Below are 25,238 nucleotides of genomic sequence, written 5' to 3'. Positions count from 1 at the left end.
GAGGTCCTCTCAGGCCTTGGTGTATCGGATGACAAGGTTGCCGAGCCGGTCGACTCGGCCGATGCATCCCTCGGGCAGCGCGACGGTGGTCGTGGGCGCCTCCACCACGGCCGGGCCCTTGAGCTCGTGCCCGGCCGCGAGGTCCCGGTAGTCGAAGATGTCCGCGGGCTGCCACCCACGGCGGGCGTCCAGGAACACCCGGCGTGTGCCGCTCGGCGCCGGTGCGCCGGTGGCGGCGCCGACCTCGCCGAGCTGTGGCCGGATCGGCAGCACGCCGACCGCCTTGGTGCGGTAGGTGATCAGCTGCAGCCCGGCCTCGGCAAAGCCGGATCCCTTGCCGTACAAGCGTTCGTACCGGTCGCCGAACGCGGTCGCCACCGCGGCGAGCCCGGTGTCGGTGACCTGCTCGTCCGGCACCGGGGTGGACACCTCGGCGAGCTGCATCGTGTAGCGCATGTCGACCTCGTTGCGGTACGCCACATCGGCGAAGCTCAACCGCTGGCCGGCCAGTCGACCGTCCAGTTCGGACCGCAGCTGCGCGAACGCGGCGTTGAAGTCGTCGACAGGTGTCGGAAAGTTGCCCGGTGCGGACAGCTCCGCAGTGAGGACGATGTCCGATGCGGCGAGCCCGTAGGCGGAGAAGACCGCCGCGGTCGAGCCGAGCGGCACGACAACCTCGGCGATCTCGAGGTCGGCCGCGTAGCTCGCGCAGTGCATGGGGCCCGCGCCGCCGAAGGCGTAGAGCACGAAGTCACGCGGGTCCTGGCCGGAGGTGACCACCACCTTGCGGACCAGGTCGGCGGTCTGGGCGTTCTGGATGGCGTAGACCGCCGCCGCCGCGTCGTCCACGGACATGCCGAGCGGCTCGGCGAGGTGGGTGCGGACCGCGTCGGCGGCAAGGTCCTTCGACAGTTTCTTCCGCCCGCCGAGGAAGTTGTCCGGATTGATGATGCCCAGTAGGAGGTCCACGTCGCTCACCGTCGGTTCGGTGCCGCCCTCCCCGTAGCAGGCCGGACCGGGGCGGGCGCCCGCGCTGCGTGGTCCGACCCGCAGGTTGCGGCCGGCGTCGACCCAGGCGATGGCACCGCCACCGGCGCCGATGGTATGTACGTCAACCATCGGCACATTCAGCTGGTACTGGTTGAGCACGGTGGACGTGGTGGCCGCGGGCTCGCCGTCGACCACGAGCCCCGCGAGGAACGTCGTGCCGCCCATGTCGGTGGAGATGACGTTGCGGTGGCCGAGTGCGCCGGCGAGGCGGGTACAGCCGACAACGCCGCCGGTGAGCACCGACCCGATCGTGGTGATGGCGCGCGACGGCGCGACGCTCGAGTCGACGCAGCCACCGGAGCCCTGCATGACCAGCAGCGAACCACCGAACCGGCGGTCGCGTAGCTCGGCCTCGATGGGCCGCAGATAGTCCCGCAACCGAGGCCCGACCTGCGTGTTCATGATGGTCGTCGCACTCCGTGCGTACTCCCGGATCCGCGGGCTCACGTCGCAGGACAGCGCGACGTACGCCGCGGGCGCCTCCTCCGCGATCAGTTCCCCGACCCGCCGTTCATGCGCGTCGTTGCGGAAGCTCCACAGCAGCGACACCGCGATCGCCTGCGCGCCCGCTGCGATCAGCTCACGGATCGCCGCCCGTGTGCCCTCCTCGTCCAGCGCCACGACCTCGTGACCCTTGTGGTCGACGCGCTCGTCGATCTCCCTGATCAGGTGCGGCGGAACGAGCGGCTTCGGCTTGTCGGTCAGCACCATGTCCTGGACCTGGTCCGAGCTGAGCCCGGCGTACCGCCCTTCGAGGTTCATGATCGCGATCGAGTCGGCGTGGCCGCGCGTGGTCAGGAAGCCGACCATCGGCACGTCGCCGGTGACCAGCGCGTTCAACGTGGACGTGGTGCCGTGGACGATGTAGTGGGTGTCGGCGAGCAGGTCCTCTGTGGCTACACCGAGCGTGGCGGCCAGCTCGTCGAGCACCGTCAGGAAGCCCTGGGAGAAGTCGGGTGGGGTCGATGGCGTCTTGGCGGCAGCGACACGTCCGGACTCGTCCGCCGCGAACGCGTCCGTGAAGGTTCCACCGATGTCGATACCGATCACATAGGTCACGGGCAGCCCCTCTCGTCCTCGTTGACCAGGTACTACCGGGCAGCGTGACCGTAACCCCGACATCTTCTGTTGTCCAGTCGTCGTCTCTGTTAGACAGAGATGGATGTTGGACCAGGTTGACCCATTGAACCACCAAGTGCTCTACTGGCCAGAGTTAAGTTCTGACTAGTAGAGAAGTCAGTGGTCACACCGAGGGGATCACCAGGATGACCGACCAGTCCGGCACCTTGTCCGATGTGCGCCGCGGCATGATCCCGGCACACATCTACAACGACCGCGAGATCTTCGAGTTGGAGAGGGAGCGGATCTTCGGCAGGGCCTGGGTGTTCGTCGCACACGAGTCGGAGATCGCGAAGCCGGGGGACTACGTGGTGCGCCGGGTTCTGGACGACTCGTTCATCGTCGTCCGCGGCGAGGACGGCGTGGTGCGCGCGCATTTCAACATGTGTCTGCACCGGGGGATGCAGGTCTGCCGTGCCGAGATCGGCAACGCATCGCACTTCCGGTGCCCCTATCACGGTTGGTCCTACCGCAACGACGGGCGGATCGTAGGCCTGCCGTTCCACCGGGAGGCCTACGGCGGCGAGGACGGCTTCCGGCGCAAGGGACAGCGGCTGTTGCCGGCGCCGAACCTGGACAGCTACAACGGAATGATCTTCATCTCGTTGGACCCGGACGCGCCACCGCTGACCGACTTCCTCGGCGACTTCAGGTTCTACCTCGACTACTACACCAAGCAGAGCCGCAGCGGCATCGAGCTGCGCGGCCCACAACGCTGGCGCATCAAGGCGAACTGGAAGATCGGCGCCGAGAACTTCGCCGGCGACATGTACCACACGCCGCAGACGCACACGTCCGTCGTCGAGATCGGACTGTTCCGCGAGCCGAAGGCGGAGAAGCGCAAGGACGGGGCCACCTACTGGGCCGGTAACGGCGGCGGCACGACCTACAAGCTGCCGCCGGGCGACTTCGACGAACGCACCCGCTACGTCGGGTACCCGCATGAGATGGTCGACCGGATGAAGGAGTGTCTCTCCGCCGACCAGCAGAAGGTCATCGGCGAGGACGGCTTCATGATCTCGGCGGCGTCGGTCTTCCCGAACCTGTCCTTTGTGCACAACTGGCCGAAGGTGGCCGAGTCCGACGACGTGCTGCCGTTCATCTCCGTGCGGCAGTGGCAGCCGGTGAGCGAGAACGAGACCGAGGTGCTGTCCTGGTTCGCGGTGGACGCCGAGGCGCCCGAGGAGTACAAGGCGTTGTCCTACAAGGCATACCTGATGTGCTTCGGGTCGACCGGCATGTTCGAACAGGACGACGTCGAGAACTGGGTGTCGCTGACGAACACCGCCGCCGGGTCGATGGCCCGCAGGCTGCGGCTGAACAGCCGGATGGGTGTCCTCGAGGACGGCACCGAGGTCTCCCCCGCACTCACCCGCGAAGAGTTCCATGGCCCGGGCGTCGCGCACACCGGCTACAGCGAGTACAACCAACGCGAGTTGCTCGCCCGATGGGCAGACCACCTCGAGCGCCCCGTGAAGTCGGCCGCGCCCGTCGAGGTCGGTAATGCGGGCGAGGGCGTGATCGCATGACCTCGCCCGCCACCCACTCCAGCCGGTCGGTGCTCGGCGCGCACGCGTCGCGGCTCGAGCGCGCCGGAACACCGCTGCCGTTCGACGACCCACGCCACCTACAGGCACACCAGTGGCTGGTCGACGAGGCCTGGCTGCTCGATGGACAGTCCTATGAGGACTGGTTGGCGTTGCTGACCGACGACGTCCACTACCTGATGCCGGTCCGGGTCACCACGGCGGTGGGCGCCGGGTTCGACACCGCACCCGGGATGGCGCACTTCGACGAGGACAAGTACTCCCTCTCGCGCCGCGTCGCCCGGTTCCTCACCGAACACGCGTGGACCGAGGACCCGCCGTCGCGTCTGCGGCACCACCTGTCGAACGTGCGCACGTTCGCCACCGACGAACCGGACCACCTCGTCGTGGAGTCGGCCACCCTGTTGTTCCGTAGCCGGGGGGACGTGCTCGCCGGCGCGCTGGTCTCGGCCGGCCGCGAGGACCTGCTGCGCCGCACGGCGGACGGGTGGCGACTCGCCCGTCGCGTGATCCTCGTCGACGACTCGGTGATCCGCATGCAGAACCTGGCGATCTTCCTATGAACCTGAAATGGGAAGGCGAAGAGGAGGACGCCAGGGCCGCGACCGAGGCGGCCGCCCGGCACGCCGAGCTGCTCGCGAGAGCGACGGGCGAACCGCTGCGCATCGCGAACGAGTTCGCCGAGATCCAGGTCCGCCGAGTGGAGACCCGCAACGGCGCGCGGCTGCTGGTCGAGTCGCCGAAGTCGGGCCAGTGGGTCGCCCTCTGCCCCCTGGAACTCGAAGCGCTGACCTGGCAGAGCACGGCGACGTTCTCGGCCATGATCGGTCACCCGTTCGGACCGCTCGTCACGGAGACCGCGGACGAGGAGACTCCGTGACCGGCTGGCTGGACGGACGTCGCGCGCTGGTCGTCGGCGCAGGCTCGGGTATCGGCAGGGCCGTCGTGGACGCGTTCGGCGCCGAAGGCGCACGGGTCGCCGTGCTCGAACGAGATCGGGCCAAGGCCGACGCCCTCGCCGCGGCCCGGCCCGAAGTGCCGGTCGTAGTGGGAGACGCGACGACGCGAGCCGCCAACGACGAGGCGGTGTGTGCGGCAGTGGACGCGTTCGGCGGCCTCGACCTGCTCGTCAACTGCGTCGGGGTGTTCGACTTCTACCGCAGCATCACCGACATCGACGCCGACGTGCTCGACGACGCATTCGACGAGATGTTCCGCACCAACGTCAAGAGCCACCTGCACTCGGTGAAAGCCGCGCTGCCGGCACTGAAGGAGTCTGGCCAGGGCGTCGTGCTGCTCACCGAGTCGACGTCCGCCTACTACCCGGGTCGCGGCGGCGTGCTGTACCTGGCGTCCAAGTTCGCCGTACGCGGCCTGGTCACCGCGCTGGCGCACGACCTCGCACCGGACATCCGCGTCAACGGCGTAGCACCCGGCGGCACCGTGGGCACCGACCTGCGCGGCCTGCCGAGCCTGGGCACCGCCGACCGTAGCCTTGGCGACACGCCGGACCGCGCCGCTGAGCTCGCCGCGCGGGTGCCGCTTCGCGTCGCGCTCAGCGGCGAGGACCACGCCTGGAGCTATGTGTTCCTCGCCTCGGGACGGGCCCGCGGGATCACCGGCGAGACCGTCCACCCCGACGGCGGGATCGGCGTGTCCGCCGCACCGAAGAAGCGATCCTGACCAGAGGAGGAGACCATGCCGAAGGTCACCGCCGACCACGACGTGTGTGAGGGGTACGGCAACTGTGTCACCGGCGCGCCCGACGTGTATGACATCGACGACGACGGCACGGTGGTGCTGCGCAAGGACGTGATCGACGAAGAGGACCGCGCTCGGGTCGAGACCGCCGCCCTCAGCTGCCCGGTCAGCGCACTGACCGTGTCGGACTGATGCCCGGCACCGTCGCGATCGTCGGCGCGTCTGTGGGCGGCGTCCGCACGGCGCAGGCGCTGCGCGCCAAGGGGTACGACGGACGTGTCGTGCTGGTCGGCGCAGAACCGGACCTGCCGTACGACAAACCACCGCTGTCGAAACACTTCCTCGCCGGTACGTGGGACACCAGTCGGATCACGCTGCTGGACCGGGAGACCGCCGCCGCCAGCGGGATCGACCTGCGGCTCGGTGTCCCGGCCGAGCACCTCGATGTCGCCGGCCACACCGTCGTCCTCGCCGACGGCACTCGGATCTCCTACGACACCGTGGTTCTCGCCACCGGTTCGGCCGCCCGGCTCGCCCCGTGGCCGGCGGAGTCCGGGGTGCGCGTGATCCGGTCCGTCGCCGACAGCCGCGGGCTCCGCACTGACCTGGACACAAGCGGCCCTGTGGTGGTGGTCGGCGGCGGGTTCATCGGCGCGGAGATCGCCGGCACCCTGCACACGGCCGGCCGGCAGGTCACCGTCGTCGACCCGCTGCCGTGCCCCATCGGCCGGGTGCTGGGACCCGAAGTCGGCGCGCTGGTCGGTGACGTGCACCGCCGCCACGGCGTCGCCACCCACTTCGGGACCGGCGTCCAGGACATCGAGGGGCACCTCGGCGACCTGACGGTGACGCTCACCGACGGCGCGGTCCTGCGCGCCGCCGTCGTGGTGGCCGGTATCGGCGCGACACCGAACGTGTCGTGGCTCGAGACGTCCGGGCTGCTCGTCGAGGACGGGCTGGTGTGCGACAGGTTCTGCCGCGCGGTCGACCGGCCGGACGTGTACGCGGTCGGCGACATCGCGCGCTGGTACCACCCGGGCCACGACGAACGGGTCCGGGTCGAACACTGGACCAACGCCGTCGAACAGGCCAACTGCGTGGCACACAACATCGTTCATCCCGGCGCACCCCACGCCTACGAGCCGACCGAGTATGTCTGGAGCGACCAGTACGACTGGCGCATCCAGATCGTCGGCCGTCCACATCGTGGCGACGGGCACGAGGTACTCGGCGATCCCCGGGCCGAACGGCCCCGGTTCGCCGCGGTGTACCGCGATGCGGACGGCCTGCTGTGCGGCGGCGCGGCTGTCAACTGGCCCAAGGCGCTCCTGGTCATCCGCCGCCTCGTGACCGCGAAGGCGTCCTATGAGGAAGGAATCGCCAGCGTGCACCAACTCCCGACCCCGGCAGGTGCCTCATGACCGACCTCGACCAGACCCGGCAGCTCGTCGCTGACGGGTGCCGAGTGCTCGCCGCGCGGGGACTCGCGGACGGCTTCCTCGGACACATCTCGGTCCGGGTCGACGCCGACCACGTCCTCGTACGTTGCCGCGGCCCGCAAGAGCGCGGGCTGGCCTGGACCACGGCCGAGGACGTCCGACTTGTCGACCTCGACGGCGCGCCCGGGGCGACGGGCGAGCTGGACGGGTGGTCGGTGCCGAACGAACTGCCCCTGCACACCGAGGTGTTCCGCGCCGATCCGGCAGTGACGGCCGTAGTGCACGCCCACCCGCCATCCGTCGTCGCGGCGGACCTCGCCGGCCTGCGCATCCACCCCATCGTCGGGGCGTTCGACATCCCGGGGACCAAGCTGGCCGCCGCGGGTGTGCCGGTCTACCCACGCGGAGTTCTCGTGCGCGACCGGCGCCTCGCCGCGGAGATGGTCGCGGCCAAGGGCGACCATCCCGTCGTGCTGTTGCGCGGACACGGCCTCACCAGCACCGGCTCGTCGGTGCAGGAAGCGGTGTTGCGGGCGCTGTCGGTCGACGGCATCGCGCGGATGACCCTGGCCGTGGTGACGGCGGGCGGCACGCCGGTCGACCTGCCGCCCAAGGACCTCGCCGAGCTGCCGGACCTCGGGCCCGCGTTCCACGAGGGCGTGGCCTGGCGCCACGAGATGGCCCGGCTGGGACGGACCTAGTGCAGGAGCTTGGTCGCGTCGGCGACGGTCGCCCTGAGCTGCTCACCGATCCGCCGGACGTCGTTGTGCGACATCCTCGTCACGGGGACGGCGACGTTCATCGCGAGCTGGATCGGTGAGGTGCCGCGAGGAAACGCCACCGCCACCGACGACACGCCCTCCTCGCTCTCCTCGCTGCTCGTCGCGTATCCCTTGCGCCGGATGACCTCGATCTCCAGCTCCAGGTCAGTGCGGTTGCGGACGGAGTTGCCGGTGAGCGCCTCGAGGTCCTCGTTCGGATACAACCTGCGGAGGTCGTCAGTGGACAGTTCGGCCAGCATGGCCTTACCCGTCGAGGTGCAGTTGGCCGGCATCGACTGACCGAGCCGGGACGCCACCCGCACCGCGCGCGGACTCTCCAGTGCGTCGATGAACCGCACCACGGTGCCGTCCAGGATTCCGATGTGGACGGTCTCGGCGAGCGAACGGTTGAGGTCCTCCAGGACCGGTCGCAGCGCCTCACGGACGTCGAAGCGCTGCAGGACCGCGAACGCCACCCCGGTCAGGGACGTGCCGGGCCGGTAGGTCTTGGACCGCGCGTCCTGCCGGACGAACCCGCGGTACTGCAGCATCGCGAGCAGCCGATGTGCCGTCGACGACGCGACCCCCAGGTACTCCGCGACGTCCGTCAACCGCAGCTCGCTGCGTTCCCCGAGCAGGAGCAGGACCCGGAGGGCGTTGTCCACCGACTCGATCGGGTACTGCGGAGCGGACGTGTGCTCGATCGCGGCCGGATCACCTGCAGTCTTCTTCATAGCAGAAATAGTAGTGCATGTCAGCGCTACCACGACTGCTTGTCAGAAAAACGACATGGGTTGACTCTCTCGCTCGCTCACTGCTAAACAGAGCACTGTTCTTCAAAGCAGAAGAAATAGGTGAACCAATGGTCGTTGGTGTCTCGTTACCCGCATCGCGGCGCCGGTGGCGATCTGCCGCCGCCGCCCTTCTCCTTTTCGGTCTGACAGGTTGTGCTCTGCCCGCCGCGGGTGACGACTCCGCGGTGTTCGCGCTGGGGCTGATCACCAGCCAGACCGGGAACGGCAGCCAGCTCGGAGTCGGCGAGCTGCAAGGTGCGCAGCTCGCGGTGGACGAGATCAACGCCGATGGCGGCGTCGACGGCCACCGCGTCGAGCTGCGCACCGCGGACGACCAGAGCAATCCGGCCCAGGCCGTGCTCCAGACCAGGAAGATGCTCGGTGCCGTGGAGGCCATCATCGGCCCGTCCCTGTCCGGCCCCTGCCGAGCGGTGATCCCCCTCGCCGCGAGTGCGGGCCTGGTGAACTACTGCCTCTCTCCCGGCATCAAGCCGGATCCCGGCTCCTACCAGTGGTCGGCCAGCGCACCGACGACGGTCCTCGCCGACCGTGTCATGCGGTACTGGAAGAGCAAGGGCATCACCCGCATCGGGCTCATCCACACCACCGACTCCAGCGGGATCGACGGCGCGCACGCGACCCAGCAGGCGATCGAAGGCGCCGGGCTCACGCTCGTGGGCCAGGCGAGCTACAGCCCGAGCGCGGTGTCGGTGACCTCGCAGCTGCAGGCCGCTACAGCAGGCGACCCGCAGGCCCTGGTCGTCTGGAGCACCGGCGCGGCCGCCGGTGTCGCGTTCAAGGGCGTACACCAGATGGGCCTGAAGCTTCCGGTCGCGACCACCGACGGGAACCTCACGTACACGTTCCTGCAGCGCATCGCCGACTACGCGCCGGAGACGCTGCTCATCCCCGCGACGCGGGACTTCTGGTGGCAACAGCAGAACCCGAGTCCCGCCGTGCGCGAGCTGGAAGAGCGCTACCACAAAGACTTCCGCGACAGGTTCGGCGGCGAGCCCGACTTCGGTCCCGGCGTCGGCTACGACGCCGTGCTGCTCCTCGCCCGCGCTCTGGACGACGCGAACGGCGACACCGCCAAGGTCAGGGACACCCTGGAGAACCTGCGCGGCGTCGAGGGCGTGGTCGGTACCTACTCGTTCGCCCACGACAACCACCGCGGCATCGGTCCCGCCGACGTCGGCATCGTCGACGCCCGCGGCGGCCGTATCACCTACGTGGGGCGGTGACCGATGAGCGGACTGGTTCAAGTCGTCGTCGGTGGACTCGCCGACGGCTGCGTGTACGCGTTGATCGCGCTGGGCATGTCCCTTGTGTACTCGATGAGCCGCATCATCAACCTCGCCCAGGGCGGGTTCGTCGTCTTCGCAGCACTGGTCGCCGTGTCGGTGCAGCAGTGGCTGGGCGTATCACCATTTATGGTGGTGCTGATCGTGGTCGTCCTCTTCGCACTGCTGCTGGCGGGCGTCGACCGGGTGATCATGATGCCGGCCGCAGCCCGCGCCACGCCGGACCGCATGCTGCTCGTCACGGTCGGCCTGCTGCAGGCGATCGGCGGGCTGCTGCTGCTCGTGTGGGGCAACCTGCCGTACACGATGCAGCCGTTCACCGGCGACACCGCGGTGACGGTGGGCGGCGTGCGGATCGTCTCCCAGTACTTCTGGATCGTCGGTGCCCTTGCTCTCGCAGTCGTAGCGCTGTGGTTCCTGTTGCGACGCACCGAGCTTGGACTGACCATGCGGGCGACGGCGAACAACCCCGAGGCCGCCGCACTACAGGGCGTCGACGTCGGCCGGATCCGGCTGATCGCGTTCAGCCTGTCCGGCGCGATGGCCGCACTCGCCGGCACCACGGTCATCCCGGCGACCTTCCTCCAGTTCACCACGGTCACGCCGTATGCCGTCGCGGGCTTCATCGCGGCCGTCGCGGGCGGCCTGGGCAGCAATATCGGAGCGGTGCTCGGTGGCCTCGTGCTCGGTCTGCTCCAAGGGGTGTTCAGCAGGTACATGAGTGGAGAGCTGGCGCAGGTGATCGCGATGGGGGTGCTGATCGTGCTGCTCCTGGTGCGGCCGACCGGGTTGCTGGGCAAGGCGAGCGAGGTGCGGCGATGACCATCCGTTCCGAGGCGTCCCCCACCACGCCGTCTCCCACGTCCTCCGGTCGCGCCGGGTCGTCGAACACCACGGTCCGCAAGGTGGTGCCGCTGGCAGCCCTGGCAGTCGTGGTGGTTCTGCCGTTCCTCGTGCCGGGCTGGATCGGGCTGTTGGTGATCGCCGGCATCTTCTTCCTCATCGTGCTGGGCCTGAACCTGCTGATGGGTTACGCGGGCCAGGTGTCGCTTGGCCAGACCCTGTTCATGGCGATCGGCGGCTACGGGGCCGGTCTGCTCACCCTCGCGTGGCACTGGCCCACCACGGTCGCCATGATCGTCATGGCGGGGATCTCCGCGCTGGTGGCGGCGGGTCTGGGTGCGGTGTTCCTGCGCCTGCGCGGCTATTACCTCGCGCTGGCCACGCTGGGCCTCGCGGTGATCACCGAGTCCCTCGCGGCCGGTCTGACCGACTTCACCGGCGGTCCCTCCGGGCTCGTCGGCATACCGAGCCTGCAGGTGGGCTCGCTGGTGTTCTTCTCCGACGAGGCGAACTACTACCTGTTGCTGGTCCTGTGCGGGCTCGGCGCGTGGTTCGTCGGCAACCTCCAACGGTCTCAGACCGGCCGCGCGCTGTCCGCCATCGCCGCCGACCCCGCGGCCGCGACCATGCTGGGCATCAACGCCTCTCGGTACAAGACGAGCGCCTTCGTCGTCTCGGCGGTGTACGCCTCGCTCGGCGGCAGCCTGTACGCCTACTACCTCCGGTTCATCTCTCCGGAAGTGGTCGGGGTGACCGTCGTGTTCAGCATCGTGATCATGCTCGCGCTCGGCGGCGCGCGAACCCTCGTCGGTCCGCTGCTGGGCGCGCTGGTCCTTCAGGGTCTGCCCGAGTTTGGCCAGAGCTTCGCGACGTGGTCCCCGTTCGTCGCCGGGGTCGTGCTCATCGTCGTGATCACCTATCTCCCCCACGGCGTCTGGGGCTCGATCAAGAAACTGGTGATGCGATGACCACCTCCGACGCGCCACTGCTCGCCGTGCACGCACTGACCCGCCGCTTCGGCGGCCTCACGGCGGTCGACCAGGTCAGCCTCGCCGTCGCACCCGGCACCGTCCACGCGATCATCGGACCCAACGGCGCCGGCAAGACCACCCTCCTCGACCTGATGACCGGGTTCACCAAGCCCGACTCGGGACGGGTCGAGTTCGCCGGCAAGGACATCACCGGCACCCGCCCCCACCGACTGCCGGCCATGGGATTGGCCCGCACCTTCCAGTCGGCCCGGCTCGTTCACACACTCACTGTGCGCGAGAACGTCATGCTGGGCGCCTACCGCTTCACCCGGGCGCGGTTCCTCTCCGACGGCCTGCGCCTACCGAGGACACGACGGGAAGAACGGGCCTCTGCCGGCCGCGCGGACGAGTTGCTCGCATTCCTCGAGCTCGAACAGTTCGCCGACACCCCGGCCGCCGACGTCCCCGCCGGCGCGCAACGGCTCGTCGAGGTCGCCCGGGGGCTCGCCACCGGCCCCGATCTGCTGCTGCTCGACGAGCCGGCGGCCGGGCTCGACGACACCGAGACCGCCGACCTCGCCGCGGCGCTGCACGCCGTCCGCGCTGGCGGGATCTCACTCGTCGTCATCGAACACAACATGGAGCTGGTGATGACGGTCAGCGACCGCGTCACGGTGCTGGACGCGGGCAAGGTCATCGCCGACGGCGCTCCGCATGAGGTGCAGGCGAACCCGGACGTCATCGCCGCCTACCTGGGAGTGAAGCCATGAAACTGGCGGTACGCGACATCGAGGCCCGGTACGGCGCGACCAGGGCACTGCACGACGTGTCTTGTGAGGTGCCGGACGGCACGATGGTCGCCATGATCGGCGCCAACGGCGCCGGCAAGACCACGCTGCTCCACTGCATCGCCGGACTGCACCGCCCCACAACAGGCACCGTCGAGCTGGGCACGGACGACATCACCGGACTACCGGCCCACCGGGTGGCCCGCCACGGACTATGCCTCGTCCCCGCAGGCCGTCAGCTCTTCACAGAACTGACGGTGCTGGAGAACCTCCGAGTGGGCCTGCGGGGCGCCGGCGCCCATGACCCCCGGCTCGACCGCGTCTTCACGCTGTTCCCCGTCCTGGAGGAGTTCGGCGGCCGCCGGGCCGGCCTGCTCTCCGGTGGGCAGCAACAAATGCTGGCGATCGGCAGAGCCCTCGTGCGCGAGCCCTCCGTACTGCTGCTCGACGAACCGTCCCTCGGCCTCGCGCCACTGCTGGTGGCGCAGATCCTCGACGTCCTGCGCCAACTCGTCGACGACGGCGTGACGATCCTGCTGGCCGAACAGAACGCGGCGGCCGCGCTCGACATCGCCGACCTCGGCGTGGTCGTGGAGAACGGCACGATCACCCGCGCCGACACCGCGGCCGCACTGCGCAATGACGAGGAAGTCAGCAGGCACTACCTGGGCACTGCCGTCGACCCGGTCGATGTGGGACACGAACGCACCCTGCCCACCGGAATTCGCGAACCGTTGCGCTGAAGGAGAGAGCGAATGAAGATTGTTCTGTACACGGCGGCTGGCAGGGCGGCTGGGCCTGGGACGCGGTCGCCGACAACCTGCGCGCGGCCGGCCACGACGTGGTCGCACCAACACTCCGCGGCCTCGAAGAAGGAGACGTGGACCGCGCCGGCATCACCCTCCATGACATGGCCGACGACCTGGTCCGCCAACTCGACGAGCAGGGACTCACCGACTTCACGCTCGTCGGCCACAGCGGCGGCGGCCCAGTGATCCAGATCGTGGCCGATCGACTCCGTACCCAGGTACGGCGGGTCGTGTTCGTCGACGCGTGGGTGCTCCACAACGGCGAGTGCATCAACGACGTCCTCCCGCGTGAGCTGGCCGAGGCAGTGGCCGCCATGGCCGCGCAGACACCCGACCGCACCGTCGCGATCCCCGCGGACATGTGGCAGGCGACGTTCATGCAGGACGCCGAGGAGTCGACGCTGCGCGACACTGTCAGCAGGCTCGTCCCCAGCCCATACGGCTGGTTCGACCAACCCATCCAGCTCGCCCGCTTCTGGACCGACCAACCTCCATCGAGCTTCGTGTTCCTCCGCGGCGATCAGGCGGTCCCCCAGGAGATCTACCGCGCTGCCGCCGCCCGGCTCACCAACCCGAGAACTGTGGACTGCGATGGCAGCCACGAAGCCATGCTCACCCACCCGAAGGAGTTGGCGGCGGCCCTCCAAGTCGCCATCGAGTGAGCCGAGAGGCATGTCCTCGCATGTAGGGCCGAACGCGGCGTGGTTGTCGAAACTGCCCGGACGAGGTTGTACGCGGAGAGAACCGCCCCAACAAGGCCAGGTACTCCTCCAAGCGCACCTTCGCCCACACGACGTTCATCGAGCCAGCCTAGGAGATCAGCTCCACGCTGGTCGGCAGCCCGGCGCGATCATCGAGAAGGTGCACCGCTACCGCGAGCGGTTCGGCCTCCAGGTGATGCACCTCCACGCCGACCCGACGGCGTCACCAAGCGCCAGCACGCGCTAATTGGACGTTGGCACTCTTTTCAGAGCGACATCGCTCGCAACCTCCGTTGTAACCTCCGGTGTCGTCGTGGCCGTCCGGCGCCTGGTCAGTGGTTGTCCATTCGCAGCACGATCTTGCCGTGCGGCATGGCTTGTTGTGCTGCCCACGCTGTGGCCGCGTGCTCGAGCGCGAAGGTCGTCGTGTCGACGGCTAGTTCGCCAGCCGCAGCGTGCCGCAGCATCCGCCGGAACGCGTGGCCGATCACCTGTGGGTCTGCTTCTCCGTTGCGGTAAGTCAGCATCGACTTGCCGAGGAACGCGAACACGGGCACCGCGGCGTCCAGCTCGCCCGCGCTTCTGCCGACGGTGACGGTTCGGCCGCCCGGCTTGGTGGCCTTCAGCGCGGCCACGAAAGGTGCTCCCCACAGCGGGTCGTACACCACGTCCGCGCCGCCGCGGGTCGCCTCGAGCAGTGCCGCCGCGTCGTCATCGCCGCCCAAGATGACGATCTCGTCCGCGCCGCGGTCGAGCAACGAGTCGAGGGTCTTGGCGTGCCGGCCGGCGGCGACCACGCGGCCCGCGCCGAGGAGTTTGGCCGCCTGGGTTGCGACCTGCCCAGCCGCGCCCGTCGCGCCGAGCACGAGGACGGTCTCGCCGGGCCGCAGGCCCGCGGTGGTCTCGAGCGGGATCCACGCCGGCTGACCAGAGATGCCAGCGAGGAACACGGTCGCCGGCTCGACACCGTCCGGGACGTCGAGGACACCCGCTGGGTCGACCAGCGTGGTCTCGGCGAACGAGCCGGAGGTTCGCTGGCTGTACACCACCCGGCCGTCGAGCCGCACGACCGCCTCGTTCCCGAGCACCCTCGGCACCGGCTCGGCGGTGCCGAGCATCCCCTCCGCGATCGCCACGTCGACCGGGTTCACACCGGCGGCGAGCACGGGCGCCGCGACGAGCCCGGCACGTGCCCTCGGCTCGTCGTGTTCCTCGACCATCGGCGCGGTCCCGTACTCCCGCAACACAAACGCCCGCACAACGTCCTCCAATTAGATTCACTGTGAGATCATCTCACGGTGATACAGTAGCGGACATGGCCTCGCCGCGGAACGACCTGCACTGGCTCGCGCTCCAGCTCTACCGCAACCTCGGCACCCTCGAGCTCCCCGCGGTGCGCGCGCAGGGGTTGTCGCTGTGGGGCTACGAGGTGCTGACCCGCCTGATCGGCGAGCCCGCGCAGAGCCAGCTCGAGCTCGCCGAGGCCCTCGGCCTGGACAAGAGCAAGGTCGTGCGGGTCATGGACGAACTGGAGGCCAACGGCCACGCAACCCGCGAACCGGGCCCCGACGACCGCCGCAGGCGCACCATCGCGATCACCCCGCGCGGCCGCCGCGCGTGGCAGGCCACCCGCATCGCGCTCGCGAAGATCGAGGACAGCCTGTTCACGCAGCTACCGACCCGGCAACGCGACACCACCCGCACCGGCATACGGCGGCTGGTGGCGGCACTGGACGAGATGCGCACAGACGCTTCCGGCGGCTAGAAGATCGAGATCCTGACCCAGCCGGGCGCCGCCGCCGGTCTGACTACCGCGACCTGACGGCCCGGCGCACGTCGTCCTCGTCAAGCGGGGCGAGGATCGCGCCCCGGTAGTCGACCCGCTCGGTGACCTCTTCGATGAGCTCCCAAGGCACGATCGGCTCGGGGTTCCTGCGCTGCGCGTAGTGGGCGATCTCGTGCGGTTCCCTGCCGGCCCACGCCCCCATGCCGCGCTGCGTGAGGACGGTGTTCCGGAAGCCGCGGGTGGTGATGATCCCGGTCCGCACACCCGTTCGCTCGATCAGCGTGTTCGTGGCGACCGTGGTGCCGAGACCGAAGTACCCGACCTCGCCCAGCAGCGAGCCCGCCGGCAGGTCGAGTTCGCGCTCGGCGAGCGTGAGCGCGTTGTACACCCCCACGGCGGGCTCGTCGAGCGTCGTGGGCGTCTTGAGCAGGCGGGTCGTCCCCTCGTTGTCGAGAACCACCGCGGCGGGCCATAGCGTCGGTTAGGGTAACGATCATGGTCTACATGTTCGTCCGCTTCCGGACCGCCTGAGATAGGTGCTCCGCCGGTCGTTGACGATCGGTTCAGCCCGTCACACCCGCACGGCCTCCGGCCGGTGTCGTCAGTTGGCACTCGCGGTCGATAGGCCTCGGTTCTTGGCACCCCACTTTTCCGCGTCGGCGACGTCTGGCGCACTTGATCCGATAGGACGACTTCTCATGTCTTCGAACACCTCGTCACGCCCGCGCTCGGCACCGACCTTCGTACTGGTGCACGGTTCCGGCTCGAGTTCGTTTATGTGGGCCCCCGATCCAGCGTGAACTCGCGCTGATCGGTCACCGCAGCTTCGCCGTCGACCTCCCCGGGCACGGCTTGGATGCGCAGTACCCGGTCGCCTACCAGGCGCCGCAGGATCTCGGCGCGTGGGCGGCGGAGCCCTCGACGCTCGCCGAGGTCACCTTGCGGGACAACGCCAACCTGGTCGTCGACGTCATCCGCCGCGTCGCCGAGCACGGGCCGGTCGTGCTGGCGGGCGCCAGTCTCGGCGGAACGGCCATCAGCGTGGCTGGCAACCTGGTGCCGGACCTGGTGGACCGGCTCGTGTACATCTCCGCCTGGTCCTGTGTGGAGCGTGCCAACCCCATCGAGTACATGGGAGAGCCCGAGTTCGCCGCCAACCTGATGAGCCCCCTGTCCGCGCTGAACGTGGGTGATCCCGCCGAACTCGGAGTCGGCCGGGCCAACTACCGCACGTCCGACCCCGACCTGCTCGCCAAGCTCAAGGCGGCGATCATGGCCGATACCACCGACGAGCAGTTTCGAGCCTTCCTCAACATCCTGCAACCCGACGAATCGCTGTCGGTGATGATGGGCGATGCTCGGGTCCAGGCAGACACGTGGGGCACGATCGCCCGCAGCTACATCCGGCTCACCGATGACCGTTCGCTCCCGATCGCCATGCAGGACAGGCTGATCGCCGAAGCGGACGCGCTGACCCCAGACAACCCGTACGACGTCCACACCCTGGACACCTCGCACGTCGGATTCCTGTACCGAGCACCGGAGGTAGCCGCCATCCTCGACAAACTGTCTGTTTAGGACAAAGGACTGTCGGGAGGCCTCATGCCCTAGCCTCGATCTTTCGTGATCTTGGTCTGTCGATCTTGGGTTGGCGTTGTTGGTCTTCGGCGGGATGGTGTCTGGTTGAGGGCGTGGGGTGTCGCCCGCTGAGCAGGTTCTGCGGGTGCTCCGGTCGTTCCTCGTGGAGGCAGGGCGCTCGGGTCAGGGTGTGGACAGCGTGGCGAGTCGGTAATGGGCGTGGGTGATGTTGTCGGCCCGGGGCCAGGTTTCGGGGATTTTGAGGGTGTTTCGGCGGTCGGTGCGCACGAGGTGTCCGGCGACGGCGAAGAGGCGCAGCCGGAGTCGTCGTGACCACGCAGTCGACGCCGCACTGGCCGTGCTCACCGTCCACCACTGGACCGACTGGCGACACGGGCTCACCGAACTACGGTGAATAGCGCCGCGCCAAGTCGCACACCGTTGCCGCAGTGGATGGCGCTGGTGGTCGCTGTGCTGGTGCTCGCGGCCACCGGCGTGGTGCTGGTGGTGCTGTGGCAGTGGATCGACGGCCTGGCCTTGGCCGATGTGGAGAAGAAGGCGACGCGCAGCTCGACGCGATCAAGGTCGCCGCGTCGATCGCAGTGGGTGGCGGCGGCCTGTTCGCCCTGTACCTGGCGGCCCGCCGCCAGCGCACCCAGGAACTGGAGCTCGATGTCCGACACACCGAGCTGCGTCACCGGGAGGCCGAGCTGGCCCAGCGCGACCGAGTGCAGGCTCACGCCGAGCGTGTGGCCGCGGCGAGTGAGCGTGACGCCGCCGAACGACGGTCACCGAGCTATACGCCAAGTCCGTCGACCAGCTCGGTTCGGACAAGGCTCCAATACGCATGGGCGGGTTTTACTCTCTGGAACGCCTCGCTCAGGACAACCCCCACCAGAGGCCGACCGTGGTGAACGTCCTGTGTGCCTACCTGCGCATGCCCTACATCCTGCCCTCCGAACCGCCCGACGACGACGCCGCTGAGCCGACCCGCACCAGGTACACGGAGCGCGTACAGGAACGCCAGGTCCGTCTCACCGCCCAACGTATCCTGGCCACCCACCTGCGTCCGGGCGACGATCCCAACCAGCCAATCGACACCTTCTGGCCCGACACCGACCTCGACCTCACCGGCGCCGTGCTCATCGACCTCGACCTGGCCCGATGCCAAACCCGTACCGCACGGTTCATCGGGGCGACGTTCACCGGGGAAGCTCACCAGAATCACGCGACACTAGTGTCGTTGGCGTGAAAGACACCGAACTCGTCGGAGTGCAGAAGACCCTCAGCCCGGTCCTCAGGGCCAAAGCACTGGACAACCGGCTGCCGGACCCGATCCTCGGCGACAAATACGCCGAGCAGGCGATGCGCCGCCTCGACCCCGACTACGACAACCGCAGATTCGGCACCAGCCAGATGGGCCTCGGCGCCGTGGTGCGCGCCAAGGCCCACGACGACTGGGCCCGAAGCTTCCTCGCCGATCACCCCGACGCGGTGGTGCTGCATCTGGGCTGCGGCCTTGACGCCCGGGTGTACCGGATCGACCCGCCCGCCACCGTCGACTGGTACGACCTGGACTACCCCGCCATCATCGAACTGCGGCGACAATTCCTGCCGCCGCGCGAGCACTACACCCTGATCGGCTCCAGCGTCACCGACCTGACCTGGCTGGACCGTATCCCCCGCGGCCGGCCGGTGCTGATGATCGCCGAGGGACTGGTGCCCTACCTGACCGAGACCGACGTCCGGCGGCTGCTGACCAGTGTCGTCGACGCCTTCCCCACCGGCCAAATACAGTTCGACACGGTGGCGGTCTGGGCGTGGCGCACCTCGAAATGGGACCCCACCCTGCGCAAGTACGACACCCGGTTCCACTGCGGCTTCAACGATCCGGCCGCGCTGGCCGAGTGGCATCCGCGGCTCGAATACGTCGACGAGGCGCCGATGAACGACTCACCGGTGCTGATGGCCAAGGCGCCCACGAACGTACGCCGCATGTACCGCCTCATGAACCTGCTGCCGGGCATGAAACGGTCCACCCGCATCGTGCGGTTCCGGTTCTAGCCTGGGTCTTTCGCGCAGTGTGATGTAGATCTGGTTTTGAAAGTTCGCGGTCCTCGCCGAGCTGCTGCGGGCCGGCGGCGCGGCCGTGTCGGCCGAGCAGCTGCTGGAGAAGGCGTGGGACGGGCACGCCGACCCGTTCACCCACACCGTGCGGATGACGATCCTCAAGCTCCGGCGCAAGCTCGGCGAGCCACCCGTGGTGCTGACCGAACCGGGAGTGGGGTACCGGATCCCATGAGCCGTCATGACGGCGTCGGCCAGGCTGCGGATCTCCCGGTTACCGACGAACGCCCAGCCGGCCGCGCGAGACCGCATCAGATTAGAGCCGGCGCGACTTTCCTGGCCGTCACCGAAAAACGTTGACGCCGACATGACGTCACCATGCATCACCATGGTGGAATGCGAATCCTGGTGGTCGAGGACGAACCGCTGCTGGCCGACTCGGTGGCCAGGTGGCTACGCGACGAGGCGCACGCGGTGGACGTTGCCTACGACGGTGACGCCGCGCTGGAACGGATCGGTGTGCACGACTACGACGTCGTGCTGCTCGACCGTGACCTGCCGCTCGTGCACGGGGACGAGGTGTGCCGACAGCTCGTCGGCGGCGACACCTCGACGCGTGTGCTGATGCTGACCGCGGCCGCCGATATCGACGACCGGATCACCGGACTGGCCCTTGGCGCCGACGACTACCTGCCCAAGCCCTTCGATTTCCGAGAGCTGTCGGCCCGGGTCACCGCGCTGGGCCGGCGAACCCGCCCGGCTACGCCACCGATCCTGCACCGCGCCGGTATCCTGCTCGACCCGAACCGGCGCGAGGTGTACCGCGACGGCCGGTACGTCCCGCTGTCCCGCAAGGAGTTCGCCGTCCTGGCCGAACTCCTCCGCGTCGACGGCGCCGCGGTTTCCGCCGAACAACTCCTGGAGAAGGCATGGGACGAACACGCGGACCCGTTCACCCACGCGGTGCGCATGATGATCCACAAACTCCGGCGCAAACTAGGCGACCCGCCGGTGGTGCTGACCGAGCCGGGAGTGGGGTACCGGATCCCATGACCGCCCGCGGCCCGCCAGACTGACTATCCGCGTTCGACTGACCCTCGTCTACGGCGGGCTCTTCCTACTTGCCGGCATGCTGCTGCTCGCGGTGACGTATGTCCTCGTGTCCCACCGGCTATCCGACGGTTCCGAATACTCCCACTCCTCCGTCTCCGAACCGAATATCGCTGGTACCGAAGAGCCGGCGCCCCGTCCGCGGGTGTCACGGTGAGTCAGGCCGTCGATGACACCAACCAGGACGCGCTCGACGCGCTACTCGCCCAGGGCGGGATCGCACTCGTGGTAGTGGGAGCGGCCGCGATCGGCTTCGGCTGGTTGGTCGCTGGACGGATGCTGCAGCCACTGCACCGGGTTACCGACACCGCCCGACGGATCGCCAACGCCCCCGCGGCCGACCGGGAACTGCGTGGACGCATCGCGCTGACCGGCCCACCGGACGAGATCAAGGAACTCGCCGACACCTTCGACGTCATGCTGGAACGCCTCGACCACTCCTTCGACGGCCAGCGGCGATTCATCGCCAACGCCTCCCACGAGCTGCGCACCCCACTCACCCTCAACCACTCCCTGCTCGAAATCGCGCTACACCGCAACGCCGCGATACCTGAGGTACGGGAGCTCGGCGGCACACTGCTGGAGATCAACGCCCGCCATGAGCGACTCATCGACGGGCTGCTCCTGCTCGCCCGCTCCGAACGCGAAGTGCTCGATCGCTCCTTTGTGGACCTCGCCGACATCGTCGAGCACGTGATAGACCAGACACCGCAACAGACGGTCACCATCCACGCCGAACCGCGACCGGCCACCACCACCGGCAACGCCGTGCTGCTGGAACGCTTGGTGCAGAATCGCGTGGAGAACGGCGTGCGGCACAACATCTCCGAAGACGGCTGGGTACGAATCACCAGCGATACCCGGCCGGACGGCACCGCCGTGCTGGTAGTCAGCAACACCGGACCGGCGATACCTCCCTACGAGGTCCCGGACCTGTTCGAACCGTTCCACCGGCTGGCCACCAACCGGCTCGCCACGTCCCGAGGCGCGGGCCTCGGGTTGTCGATCGTGCGGGCCGTGGCCAACGCCCACGGCGGCCAGGTACACGCCGAACCACGCCACGGCGGCGGGCTCGTTGTCACCGTGGCGCTTCCGAGCGACGTTCCCGGTCAGGAAAATGGCGCTTCGCCGCACAGCACTCGCGATGTTGCTCGTGCACCACTGTGACGCACGGTGACGTCACGTCGGCGTCAACGTCTCGGTGACGGCGGGGAAATGTCGCTGCGGCTCTAATTCCCAGCGCCGTGGTCCTGGTGGCAGAGCCCGGCACGACCCCGTAGGACACAACCGATTGCGAGTGCTCATCACATGGATCCGAACCCCAACCCACGCCGCGGTTGGCTTGCCGGCCGGCGGCCACGAAAGCGGTTGCTGGGCACAGCGGCGGGAATGCTTGCCGGGGCCCTCCTGCTCGGCGCCACGTTGGTGGCGACAGGGCAGACCGCCGCGCCCGTCGGCAGTCCGGACGGCCGGCACGCGGTCAGCCTGATCACCGGCGACACGGTGCTGCTCGGACCGGCGGGCAGCATGCAGGTCACGCCGGTCGCCGGCAAGGGCCGCGAGGGAATGCGGTTCGTCATCGACCGCGACCGCGACCACCTGTACGTCATCCCGGACGACGCGTTGTCACTGGTCGCCCAGGGCAAGCTCGACCGGCAACTGTTCGACGTCGACCTGCTGGACAAGGACGGGTACGGCGGGCGCGGCGACCTCCCCCTGATCGTGCAAGGCGGGGCGGGTAGCCAAGCGCTGGCCGGCACCCGAAACGTCCAGCCGCTGTCCGTGATCGACGGCGCCGCGCTGCGGGTGGCCAAGGGCGACAACACATTCTGGCGTGCGGTGGCCAGCGGTGACCGGCTGCTCGGCGAGGTGCAGAAGGTCTGGCTGGACGGAAAGCTTCACCTGCAGCTGGACCGCAGTGTCCCGCAGATCGGCGGGCCGGACGCGTGGAAGGCCGGCTACACCGGCAAGGGCGTGAAGGTCGCGGTGCTGGACTCCGGCGTCGACGCCGCCCATCCCGACCTGGTCGGCAACATCGCGGCGCAGAAGAACTTCACCACCGAGCCCGACACGGACGACCTGGGCGGGCACGGCACCCACGTCGCGGCAACGGTGGCCTCCCACGACTCGGTCTACCGCGGCGTGGCGCCGGACGCGTCCCTGATCATCGGCAAGGTGTGCCTGAAGGACGGGCGGTGTGATATCTCGGCGATGCTGGAGGCCATGGAGTGGGCCTCGACCGAGCAGCACGCCAAGGTGGTCAACATCAGCGCGGGCGGTCCGGACGAGCCCGGCAGCAACGAGCCGCTTGAGGAGGCGATCAATCGGCTGACCGCCAAGAACGGCACGTTGTTCGTCCTCGGCGCCGGCAACTTCGGTGACGGCGGGGAGTACACGGTGGCGTCGCCGTCCACCGCCGATGCCGCGCTCTCGGTCGGCGCGGTCGACCGTGATGACTCGATTCCGCCGTTTTCCAGCCAGGGCCCGCGGCTGGGTGACTACGCGATCAAGCCGGACATCACGGCGCCGGGCGTGGGCATCGTGGCCGCCCGCTCCAGGGACGGCTACCTGGGCCTGCCCGGCGAGCCGCACATGACAGGGACCGGCACGTCGATGTCCTCCCCGCATGTCGCCGGCGCCGCCGCGCTGATGTTCCAGGAGCACCCGGACTGGACACCGGCCCAGGTGAAGGCCGCGCTGATGGCGTCGGCGACGCCGACCGCCGGCGCCTCGCCGTTCCGCCAGGGCGCCGGCCGGGTCGACCTGACCCGGGCGATCATGCAGCAGGTGGTGCCCGAGCAGCCGAGCATCAGCTTCGGCAAAGCGCAATGGCCACACAACGATGACCCGATCACCAAACACCGGCTGACCTACCGCAACACCGGCAAGACCGACGTCCCGCTGAAGCTGACGGTGTCCACCACCGGCCCCGACGGCACGCCGGCGACGATCTTCACCCTGTCGACCACATCGCTGACCGTCCCCGCCGGCGGCACGGCGAGCGTCGACGTCGCGGCCGACACCCGAGGCAACCACCCGGACGGCGACTACACCGGCGCGGTGGTCGCGACCGGACCCGGCGGGACGGCCGTACGCACCCCGGTCGCCGTCGTACGCGAGGTGGAAAGCTACGACGTCACGGTCGACGCGCTGGACCGCGCCGGCAAGCCCGCCGCCAACTTCATGCCGCGGTTGGGAAGCTACGCGGGCGCGGTGACCATCGACCAGACGGCCAACCCGGACGGCAGCATCCGGTTCCGCGCACCGAGGGGCCGCTACGTCATGGACGCCGACATCGCCGGCGACGGCGGCACCCACGACATCATCATGATGCCGTGGCTCGACCTGTCGGCCGACCGGAAGATCACCGTGGACGCCCGCGCCACCAAGCCGATCAAGGTCGGCGTGGAACGCGAGGACGCGACCATGGCGAGCAGCGTGACGGGCGCTGTCACCATGGCCGATGACGGCGGCACCAGCCAAAGCTGGACCGAGGGCGGAGACCTCAGCAAGGTGCGCGCGGCACAGCTGGGCGCGGATGCTCCCGCGGACAGGTTCGCCGGTGTCCTGGGGGCGACCCTGGCGGCGCCGGGTGCGGACAAGACCTTCACGGACTCGCCCTACGTCTACCATCTGGCCCTCTTCAGCCCTGGCACGGTGTTCACCGGCTCCCATCAGGTCCTCGACTCCGACCTGGCCACGGTGCGCACCGAGAACCTGGCGCAGGGCAAGGGGAATTCCGCCTTCAAGGGATCGATCGCGGTCCCGACGAAGTTCCCCGGCCTGGGGGTCCCGGCGCCGCCGTTGCCGATCACGCTGCCGTTCACCCGCGAGGAGCTGTTCTCCGTCGACGACGTCACCTGGACCACCGTGTTCCAGCAGGGTTCACCGGACCCCGACAAGGCCGACGCGCAGCACGTGGCGATCCAGCGGAGCTATCAGAAGGGCACGCACGACACGGAGCGGTGGAACGGCGCCGTGTTTGGGCCATCGCTGCCCGAGCCGGGCGACGCCAGCTGGGCGCGACAAGACCCCCTTCACGGGAACGTGCGGTTCCAGGTGCCGATGTTCAGCAGTTACGGCGACACCGAAGGAGAGTCGAAAACGGACACCGCGCACATCATCGTCTACCGGAACGGCACCAGGCTGTGCGAGACGAACGCCATGCAGTGCGAGACCCACGGCATCACCCCGCCACCCGGACGGTACCGAGTGGAGACCGAGGCCACCCGCGGCTGGACCGACCTGTCGACGAAGGTCAGCGTGGTATGGGAGGTCACCAACGACAAGGATCATCCCGCGATGCCGGCCCAGGTAGTGCGCTTCACCCCGGCTCTCGACGCCACCAACTCCGCGCCCGGCAACCGGGTGGTTGAGGTGCCAGTCAGCGTGCAACGCAACCCCGGCGCCAAACCAGCCGATGTCGCATCGCTACGCGTCCAGGTCTCCTTCGACCACGGCGCACACTGGAGGCACGTGCCGGTGGTCAACGGCAAGGCGGTGATCCACCACCCGGCCAGCGGCAACGTCTCCTTGCGCGCCAAGGCGACCGACACCGACGGCAACACCGTCGAGCAGACGATCATCGACGCGTACCACGTGCGCTGACCCGGAGCCCGTCTCCTCCTGGCGGACGAGGTAACGGCCCTGCCGGCACCTCGTCCGCCCTCCCGTTGTCTCGTGCATACCCTCGTTCGAACTTTTCAGCGCGCCTGTTTATCCGGAACCGGACGGCCTGATTACTTGGGGCAGGACTTCGGATAAATGGGCCTGCTGTTGGGCGCCATCCACGGCAAACGCCGACGATTGGGGGTGGTACTTCTGGATCTGACAAGGCTGGACTTTGAATACCTACCAGGCCTGTCTTTTA

Annotated in this window: 25 protein-coding genes and 2 pseudogenes; 22 read left to right on the top strand and 5 right to left on the bottom strand. The window is 68.8% G+C overall.

Annotated elements, in window-relative coordinates:
• Positions 1–9: 9 nt before the first annotated feature.
• Positions 10–2,109 (bottom strand): hydantoinase/oxoprolinase family protein, encoded by a 2,100-nt coding sequence (locus VGD70_RS09590; protein ID WP_331080227.1) that lies wholly within the window; start codon positions 2,107–2,109, stop codon positions 10–12.
• Between the two features lie 206 nt (positions 2,110–2,315).
• Between VGD70_RS09590 and VGD70_RS09585 the strand changes: the two genes are divergently transcribed.
• From VGD70_RS09585 to VGD70_RS09555, 7 genes are read left to right on the top strand one after another with little or no spacing between them, the layout of a single operon-like run.
• A complete protein-coding gene (locus tag VGD70_RS09585; RefSeq protein ID WP_331080225.1) occupies positions 2,316–3,698 on the top strand; it encodes a Rieske 2Fe-2S domain-containing protein in 1,383 nt (460 codons plus the stop codon).
• The gene (locus VGD70_RS09580; RefSeq protein WP_331080223.1) at positions 3,695–4,279 is read left to right on the top strand and encodes a 3-phenylpropionate/cinnamic acid dioxygenase subunit beta; all 585 of its coding nucleotides are present in this window, start codon (positions 3,695–3,697) and stop codon (positions 4,277–4,279) included. Before VGD70_RS09585 ends, VGD70_RS09580 begins: the two co-directional genes overlap by 4 nt.
• Positions 4,276–4,596 (top strand): hypothetical protein, encoded by a 321-nt coding sequence (locus tag VGD70_RS09575; protein WP_331080221.1) that lies wholly within the window; start codon positions 4,276–4,278, stop codon positions 4,594–4,596. The genes VGD70_RS09580 and VGD70_RS09575 overlap by 4 nt, the downstream gene beginning before the upstream one ends.
• Complete coding sequence (hcaB, locus tag VGD70_RS09570; protein ID WP_331080219.1) at positions 4,593–5,399, top strand: 3-(cis-5,6-dihydroxycyclohexa-1,3-dien-1-yl)propanoate dehydrogenase; 807 nt, start codon at positions 4,593–4,595, stop codon at positions 5,397–5,399. The genes VGD70_RS09575 and hcaB overlap by 4 nt, the downstream gene beginning before the upstream one ends.
• A 15-nt stretch (positions 5,400–5,414) precedes the next feature.
• On the top strand, positions 5,415–5,609 hold the full coding sequence (locus VGD70_RS09565) for a ferredoxin (protein ID WP_331080217.1): 195 nt from the start codon (positions 5,415–5,417) through the stop codon (positions 5,607–5,609).
• Positions 5,609–6,838: an FAD/NAD(P)-binding oxidoreductase gene (locus VGD70_RS09560; protein WP_331080215.1), complete on the top strand. Its 1,230-nt coding sequence runs from the start codon at positions 5,609–5,611 to the stop codon at positions 6,836–6,838. The genes VGD70_RS09565 and VGD70_RS09560 overlap by 1 nt, the downstream gene beginning before the upstream one ends.
• Positions 6,835–7,557, top strand: coding sequence for a class II aldolase/adducin family protein (locus VGD70_RS09555; RefSeq protein WP_331080213.1), 723 nt, complete (start codon positions 6,835–6,837; stop codon positions 7,555–7,557). Before VGD70_RS09560 ends, VGD70_RS09555 begins: the two co-directional genes overlap by 4 nt.
• On the opposite strand, the gene VGD70_RS09550 is transcribed toward VGD70_RS09555, so the two are convergent.
• Complete coding sequence (locus VGD70_RS09550) at positions 7,554–8,351, bottom strand: IclR family transcriptional regulator (protein WP_331080212.1); 798 nt, start codon at positions 8,349–8,351, stop codon at positions 7,554–7,556. The genes VGD70_RS09555 and VGD70_RS09550 overlap by 4 nt on opposite strands.
• 245 nt (positions 8,352–8,596) lie before the next feature.
• On the opposite strand from VGD70_RS09550, the gene VGD70_RS09545 reads away from it, so the two are divergent.
• The 6 genes from VGD70_RS09545 to VGD70_RS09520 are packed head-to-tail and all read left to right on the top strand — an operon-like array spanning position 8,597 to position 13,788.
• On the top strand, positions 8,597–9,655 hold the full coding sequence (locus VGD70_RS09545; protein ID WP_331080210.1) for an ABC transporter substrate-binding protein: 1,059 nt from the start codon (positions 8,597–8,599) through the stop codon (positions 9,653–9,655).
• A gap of 3 nt (positions 9,656–9,658) precedes the next feature.
• Entirely contained in the window at positions 9,659–10,537 is an 879-nt protein-coding gene (locus tag VGD70_RS09540) for a branched-chain amino acid ABC transporter permease (RefSeq protein WP_331080209.1), read from the top strand.
• Positions 10,534–11,526: a branched-chain amino acid ABC transporter permease gene (locus VGD70_RS09535; protein ID WP_331080207.1), complete on the top strand. Its 993-nt coding sequence runs from the start codon at positions 10,534–10,536 to the stop codon at positions 11,524–11,526. The genes VGD70_RS09540 and VGD70_RS09535 overlap by 4 nt, the downstream gene beginning before the upstream one ends.
• Positions 11,523–12,299, top strand: coding sequence for an ABC transporter ATP-binding protein (locus tag VGD70_RS09530; protein WP_331080205.1), 777 nt, complete (start codon positions 11,523–11,525; stop codon positions 12,297–12,299). The genes VGD70_RS09535 and VGD70_RS09530 overlap by 4 nt, the downstream gene beginning before the upstream one ends.
• Positions 12,296–13,060 (top strand): ABC transporter ATP-binding protein, encoded by a 765-nt coding sequence (locus VGD70_RS09525; protein ID WP_331080203.1) that lies wholly within the window; start codon positions 12,296–12,298, stop codon positions 13,058–13,060. Before VGD70_RS09530 ends, VGD70_RS09525 begins: the two co-directional genes overlap by 4 nt.
• Complete coding sequence (locus VGD70_RS09520; protein ID WP_331080273.1) at positions 13,057–13,788, top strand: alpha/beta fold hydrolase; 732 nt, start codon at positions 13,057–13,059, stop codon at positions 13,786–13,788. Before VGD70_RS09525 ends, VGD70_RS09520 begins: the two co-directional genes overlap by 4 nt.
• Positions 13,789–14,159: 371 nt before the next feature.
• Here the strand turns inward: VGD70_RS09520 and VGD70_RS09515 are convergent, their stop codons facing one another.
• The gene (locus tag VGD70_RS09515; RefSeq protein ID WP_331080201.1) at positions 14,160–15,086 is read right to left on the bottom strand and encodes a zinc-binding alcohol dehydrogenase family protein; all 927 of its coding nucleotides are present in this window, start codon (positions 15,084–15,086) and stop codon (positions 14,160–14,162) included.
• 56 nt (positions 15,087–15,142) lie between these two features.
• On the opposite strand from VGD70_RS09515, the gene VGD70_RS09510 reads away from it, so the two are divergent.
• Positions 15,143–15,592, top strand: a complete 450-nt coding sequence (locus tag VGD70_RS09510) for a MarR family winged helix-turn-helix transcriptional regulator (protein ID WP_331080199.1) — start codon at positions 15,143–15,145, stop codon at positions 15,590–15,592.
• A 43-nt stretch (positions 15,593–15,635) separates the two neighbouring features.
• Here VGD70_RS09510 and VGD70_RS09505 read toward each other — a convergent pair whose 3' ends face one another.
• A complete protein-coding gene (locus VGD70_RS09505; protein ID WP_331080197.1) occupies positions 15,636–16,073 on the bottom strand; it encodes a hydantoinase/oxoprolinase N-terminal domain-containing protein in 438 nt (145 codons plus the stop codon).
• A gap of 329 nt (positions 16,074–16,402) precedes the next feature.
• Between VGD70_RS09505 and VGD70_RS09500 the strand changes: the two genes are divergently transcribed.
• Positions 16,403–17,191, top strand: a complete 789-nt coding sequence (locus tag VGD70_RS09500) for an alpha/beta hydrolase (RefSeq protein WP_331080271.1) — start codon at positions 16,403–16,405, stop codon at positions 17,189–17,191.
• A 331-nt stretch (positions 17,192–17,522) separates the two neighbouring features.
• A pseudogene (locus VGD70_RS09495) lies at positions 17,523–17,603 on the top strand (SAM-dependent methyltransferase); the annotation flags it as partial.
• On the opposite strand, the gene VGD70_RS09490 reads toward VGD70_RS09495, so the two are convergent.
• A complete protein-coding gene (locus VGD70_RS09490) occupies positions 17,590–17,931 on the bottom strand; it encodes a hypothetical protein (RefSeq protein ID WP_331080195.1) in 342 nt (113 codons plus the stop codon). The pseudogene VGD70_RS09495 and the gene VGD70_RS09490 overlap by 14 nt on opposite strands.
• A gap of 167 nt (positions 17,932–18,098) precedes the next feature.
• On the opposite strand from VGD70_RS09490, the gene VGD70_RS09485 reads away from it, so the two are divergent.
• The 6 genes and pseudogenes from VGD70_RS09485 (at position 18,099) to VGD70_RS09460 (ending at position 24,976) form a co-directional block, all read left to right on the top strand.
• On the top strand, positions 18,099–18,443 hold the full coding sequence (locus tag VGD70_RS09485; RefSeq protein WP_331080194.1) for a hypothetical protein: 345 nt from the start codon (positions 18,099–18,101) through the stop codon (positions 18,441–18,443).
• On the top strand, positions 18,440–19,255 hold the full coding sequence (locus VGD70_RS09480; RefSeq protein WP_331080193.1) for a class I SAM-dependent methyltransferase: 816 nt from the start codon (positions 18,440–18,442) through the stop codon (positions 19,253–19,255). Before VGD70_RS09485 ends, VGD70_RS09480 begins: the two co-directional genes overlap by 4 nt.
• Before the next feature lie 40 nt (positions 19,256–19,295).
• Positions 19,296–19,493: pseudogene (locus VGD70_RS09475) on the top strand (winged helix-turn-helix domain-containing protein); the annotation flags it as partial.
• Between the two features lie 161 nt (positions 19,494–19,654).
• A complete protein-coding gene (locus VGD70_RS09470; protein ID WP_331080191.1) occupies positions 19,655–20,311 on the top strand; it encodes a response regulator transcription factor in 657 nt (218 codons plus the stop codon).
• A 210-nt stretch (positions 20,312–20,521) separates the two neighbouring features.
• On the top strand, positions 20,522–21,535 hold the full coding sequence (locus tag VGD70_RS09465; RefSeq protein ID WP_331080189.1) for a sensor histidine kinase: 1,014 nt from the start codon (positions 20,522–20,524) through the stop codon (positions 21,533–21,535).
• A gap of 222 nt (positions 21,536–21,757) precedes the next feature.
• Positions 21,758–24,976: a S8 family peptidase gene (locus tag VGD70_RS09460; RefSeq protein ID WP_331080188.1), complete on the top strand. Its 3,219-nt coding sequence runs from the start codon at positions 21,758–21,760 to the stop codon at positions 24,974–24,976.
• Positions 24,977–25,238 lie beyond the last annotated feature (262 nt).

The sequence above is a fragment of the Actinophytocola sp. genome (assembly GCF_036402745.1).
Lineage (GTDB): Bacteria > Actinomycetota > Actinomycetes > Mycobacteriales > Pseudonocardiaceae > Actinophytocola.
Note: the sequence above shows the minus strand (reverse complement) of the source record. Positions and strands in the feature narration are given on the sequence as shown.

Excerpts from the sequence above, each read along its gene's own strand:
- VGD70_RS09580 (WP_331080223.1), top strand. The coding sequence starts at position 3,695 with ATGACCTCGCCCGCCACCCACTCCAGCCGGTCGGTGCTCGGCGCGCAC.
- VGD70_RS09510 (WP_331080199.1), top strand. The coding sequence starts at position 15,143 with ATGGCCTCGCCGCGGAACGACCTGCACTGGCTCGCGCTCCAGCTCTAC.
- VGD70_RS09555 (WP_331080213.1), top strand. The coding sequence starts at position 6,835 with ATGACCGACCTCGACCAGACCCGGCAGCTCGTCGCTGACGGGTGCCGA.
- VGD70_RS09535 (WP_331080207.1), top strand. The coding sequence starts at position 10,534 with ATGACCATCCGTTCCGAGGCGTCCCCCACCACGCCGTCTCCCACGTCC.
- VGD70_RS09575 (WP_331080221.1), top strand. The coding sequence starts at position 4,276 with ATGAACCTGAAATGGGAAGGCGAAGAGGAGGACGCCAGGGCCGCGACC.
- VGD70_RS09470 (WP_331080191.1), top strand. The coding sequence starts at position 19,655 with ATGCGAATCCTGGTGGTCGAGGACGAACCGCTGCTGGCCGACTCGGTG.
- VGD70_RS09585 (WP_331080225.1), top strand. The coding sequence starts at position 2,316 with ATGACCGACCAGTCCGGCACCTTGTCCGATGTGCGCCGCGGCATGATC.
- VGD70_RS09525 (WP_331080203.1), top strand. The coding sequence starts at position 12,296 with ATGAAACTGGCGGTACGCGACATCGAGGCCCGGTACGGCGCGACCAGG.
- VGD70_RS09530 (WP_331080205.1), top strand. The coding sequence starts at position 11,523 with ATGACCACCTCCGACGCGCCACTGCTCGCCGTGCACGCACTGACCCGC.
- VGD70_RS09560 (WP_331080215.1), top strand. The coding sequence starts at position 5,609 with ATGCCCGGCACCGTCGCGATCGTCGGCGCGTCTGTGGGCGGCGTCCGC.
- VGD70_RS09460 (WP_331080188.1), top strand. The coding sequence starts at position 21,758 with ATGCTTGCCGGGGCCCTCCTGCTCGGCGCCACGTTGGTGGCGACAGGG.
- VGD70_RS09565 (WP_331080217.1), top strand. The coding sequence starts at position 5,415 with ATGCCGAAGGTCACCGCCGACCACGACGTGTGTGAGGGGTACGGCAAC.
- VGD70_RS09550 (WP_331080212.1), bottom strand. The coding sequence starts at position 8,351 with ATGAAGAAGACTGCAGGTGATCCGGCCGCGATCGAGCACACGTCCGCT.
- VGD70_RS09540 (WP_331080209.1), top strand. The coding sequence starts at position 9,659 with ATGAGCGGACTGGTTCAAGTCGTCGTCGGTGGACTCGCCGACGGCTGC.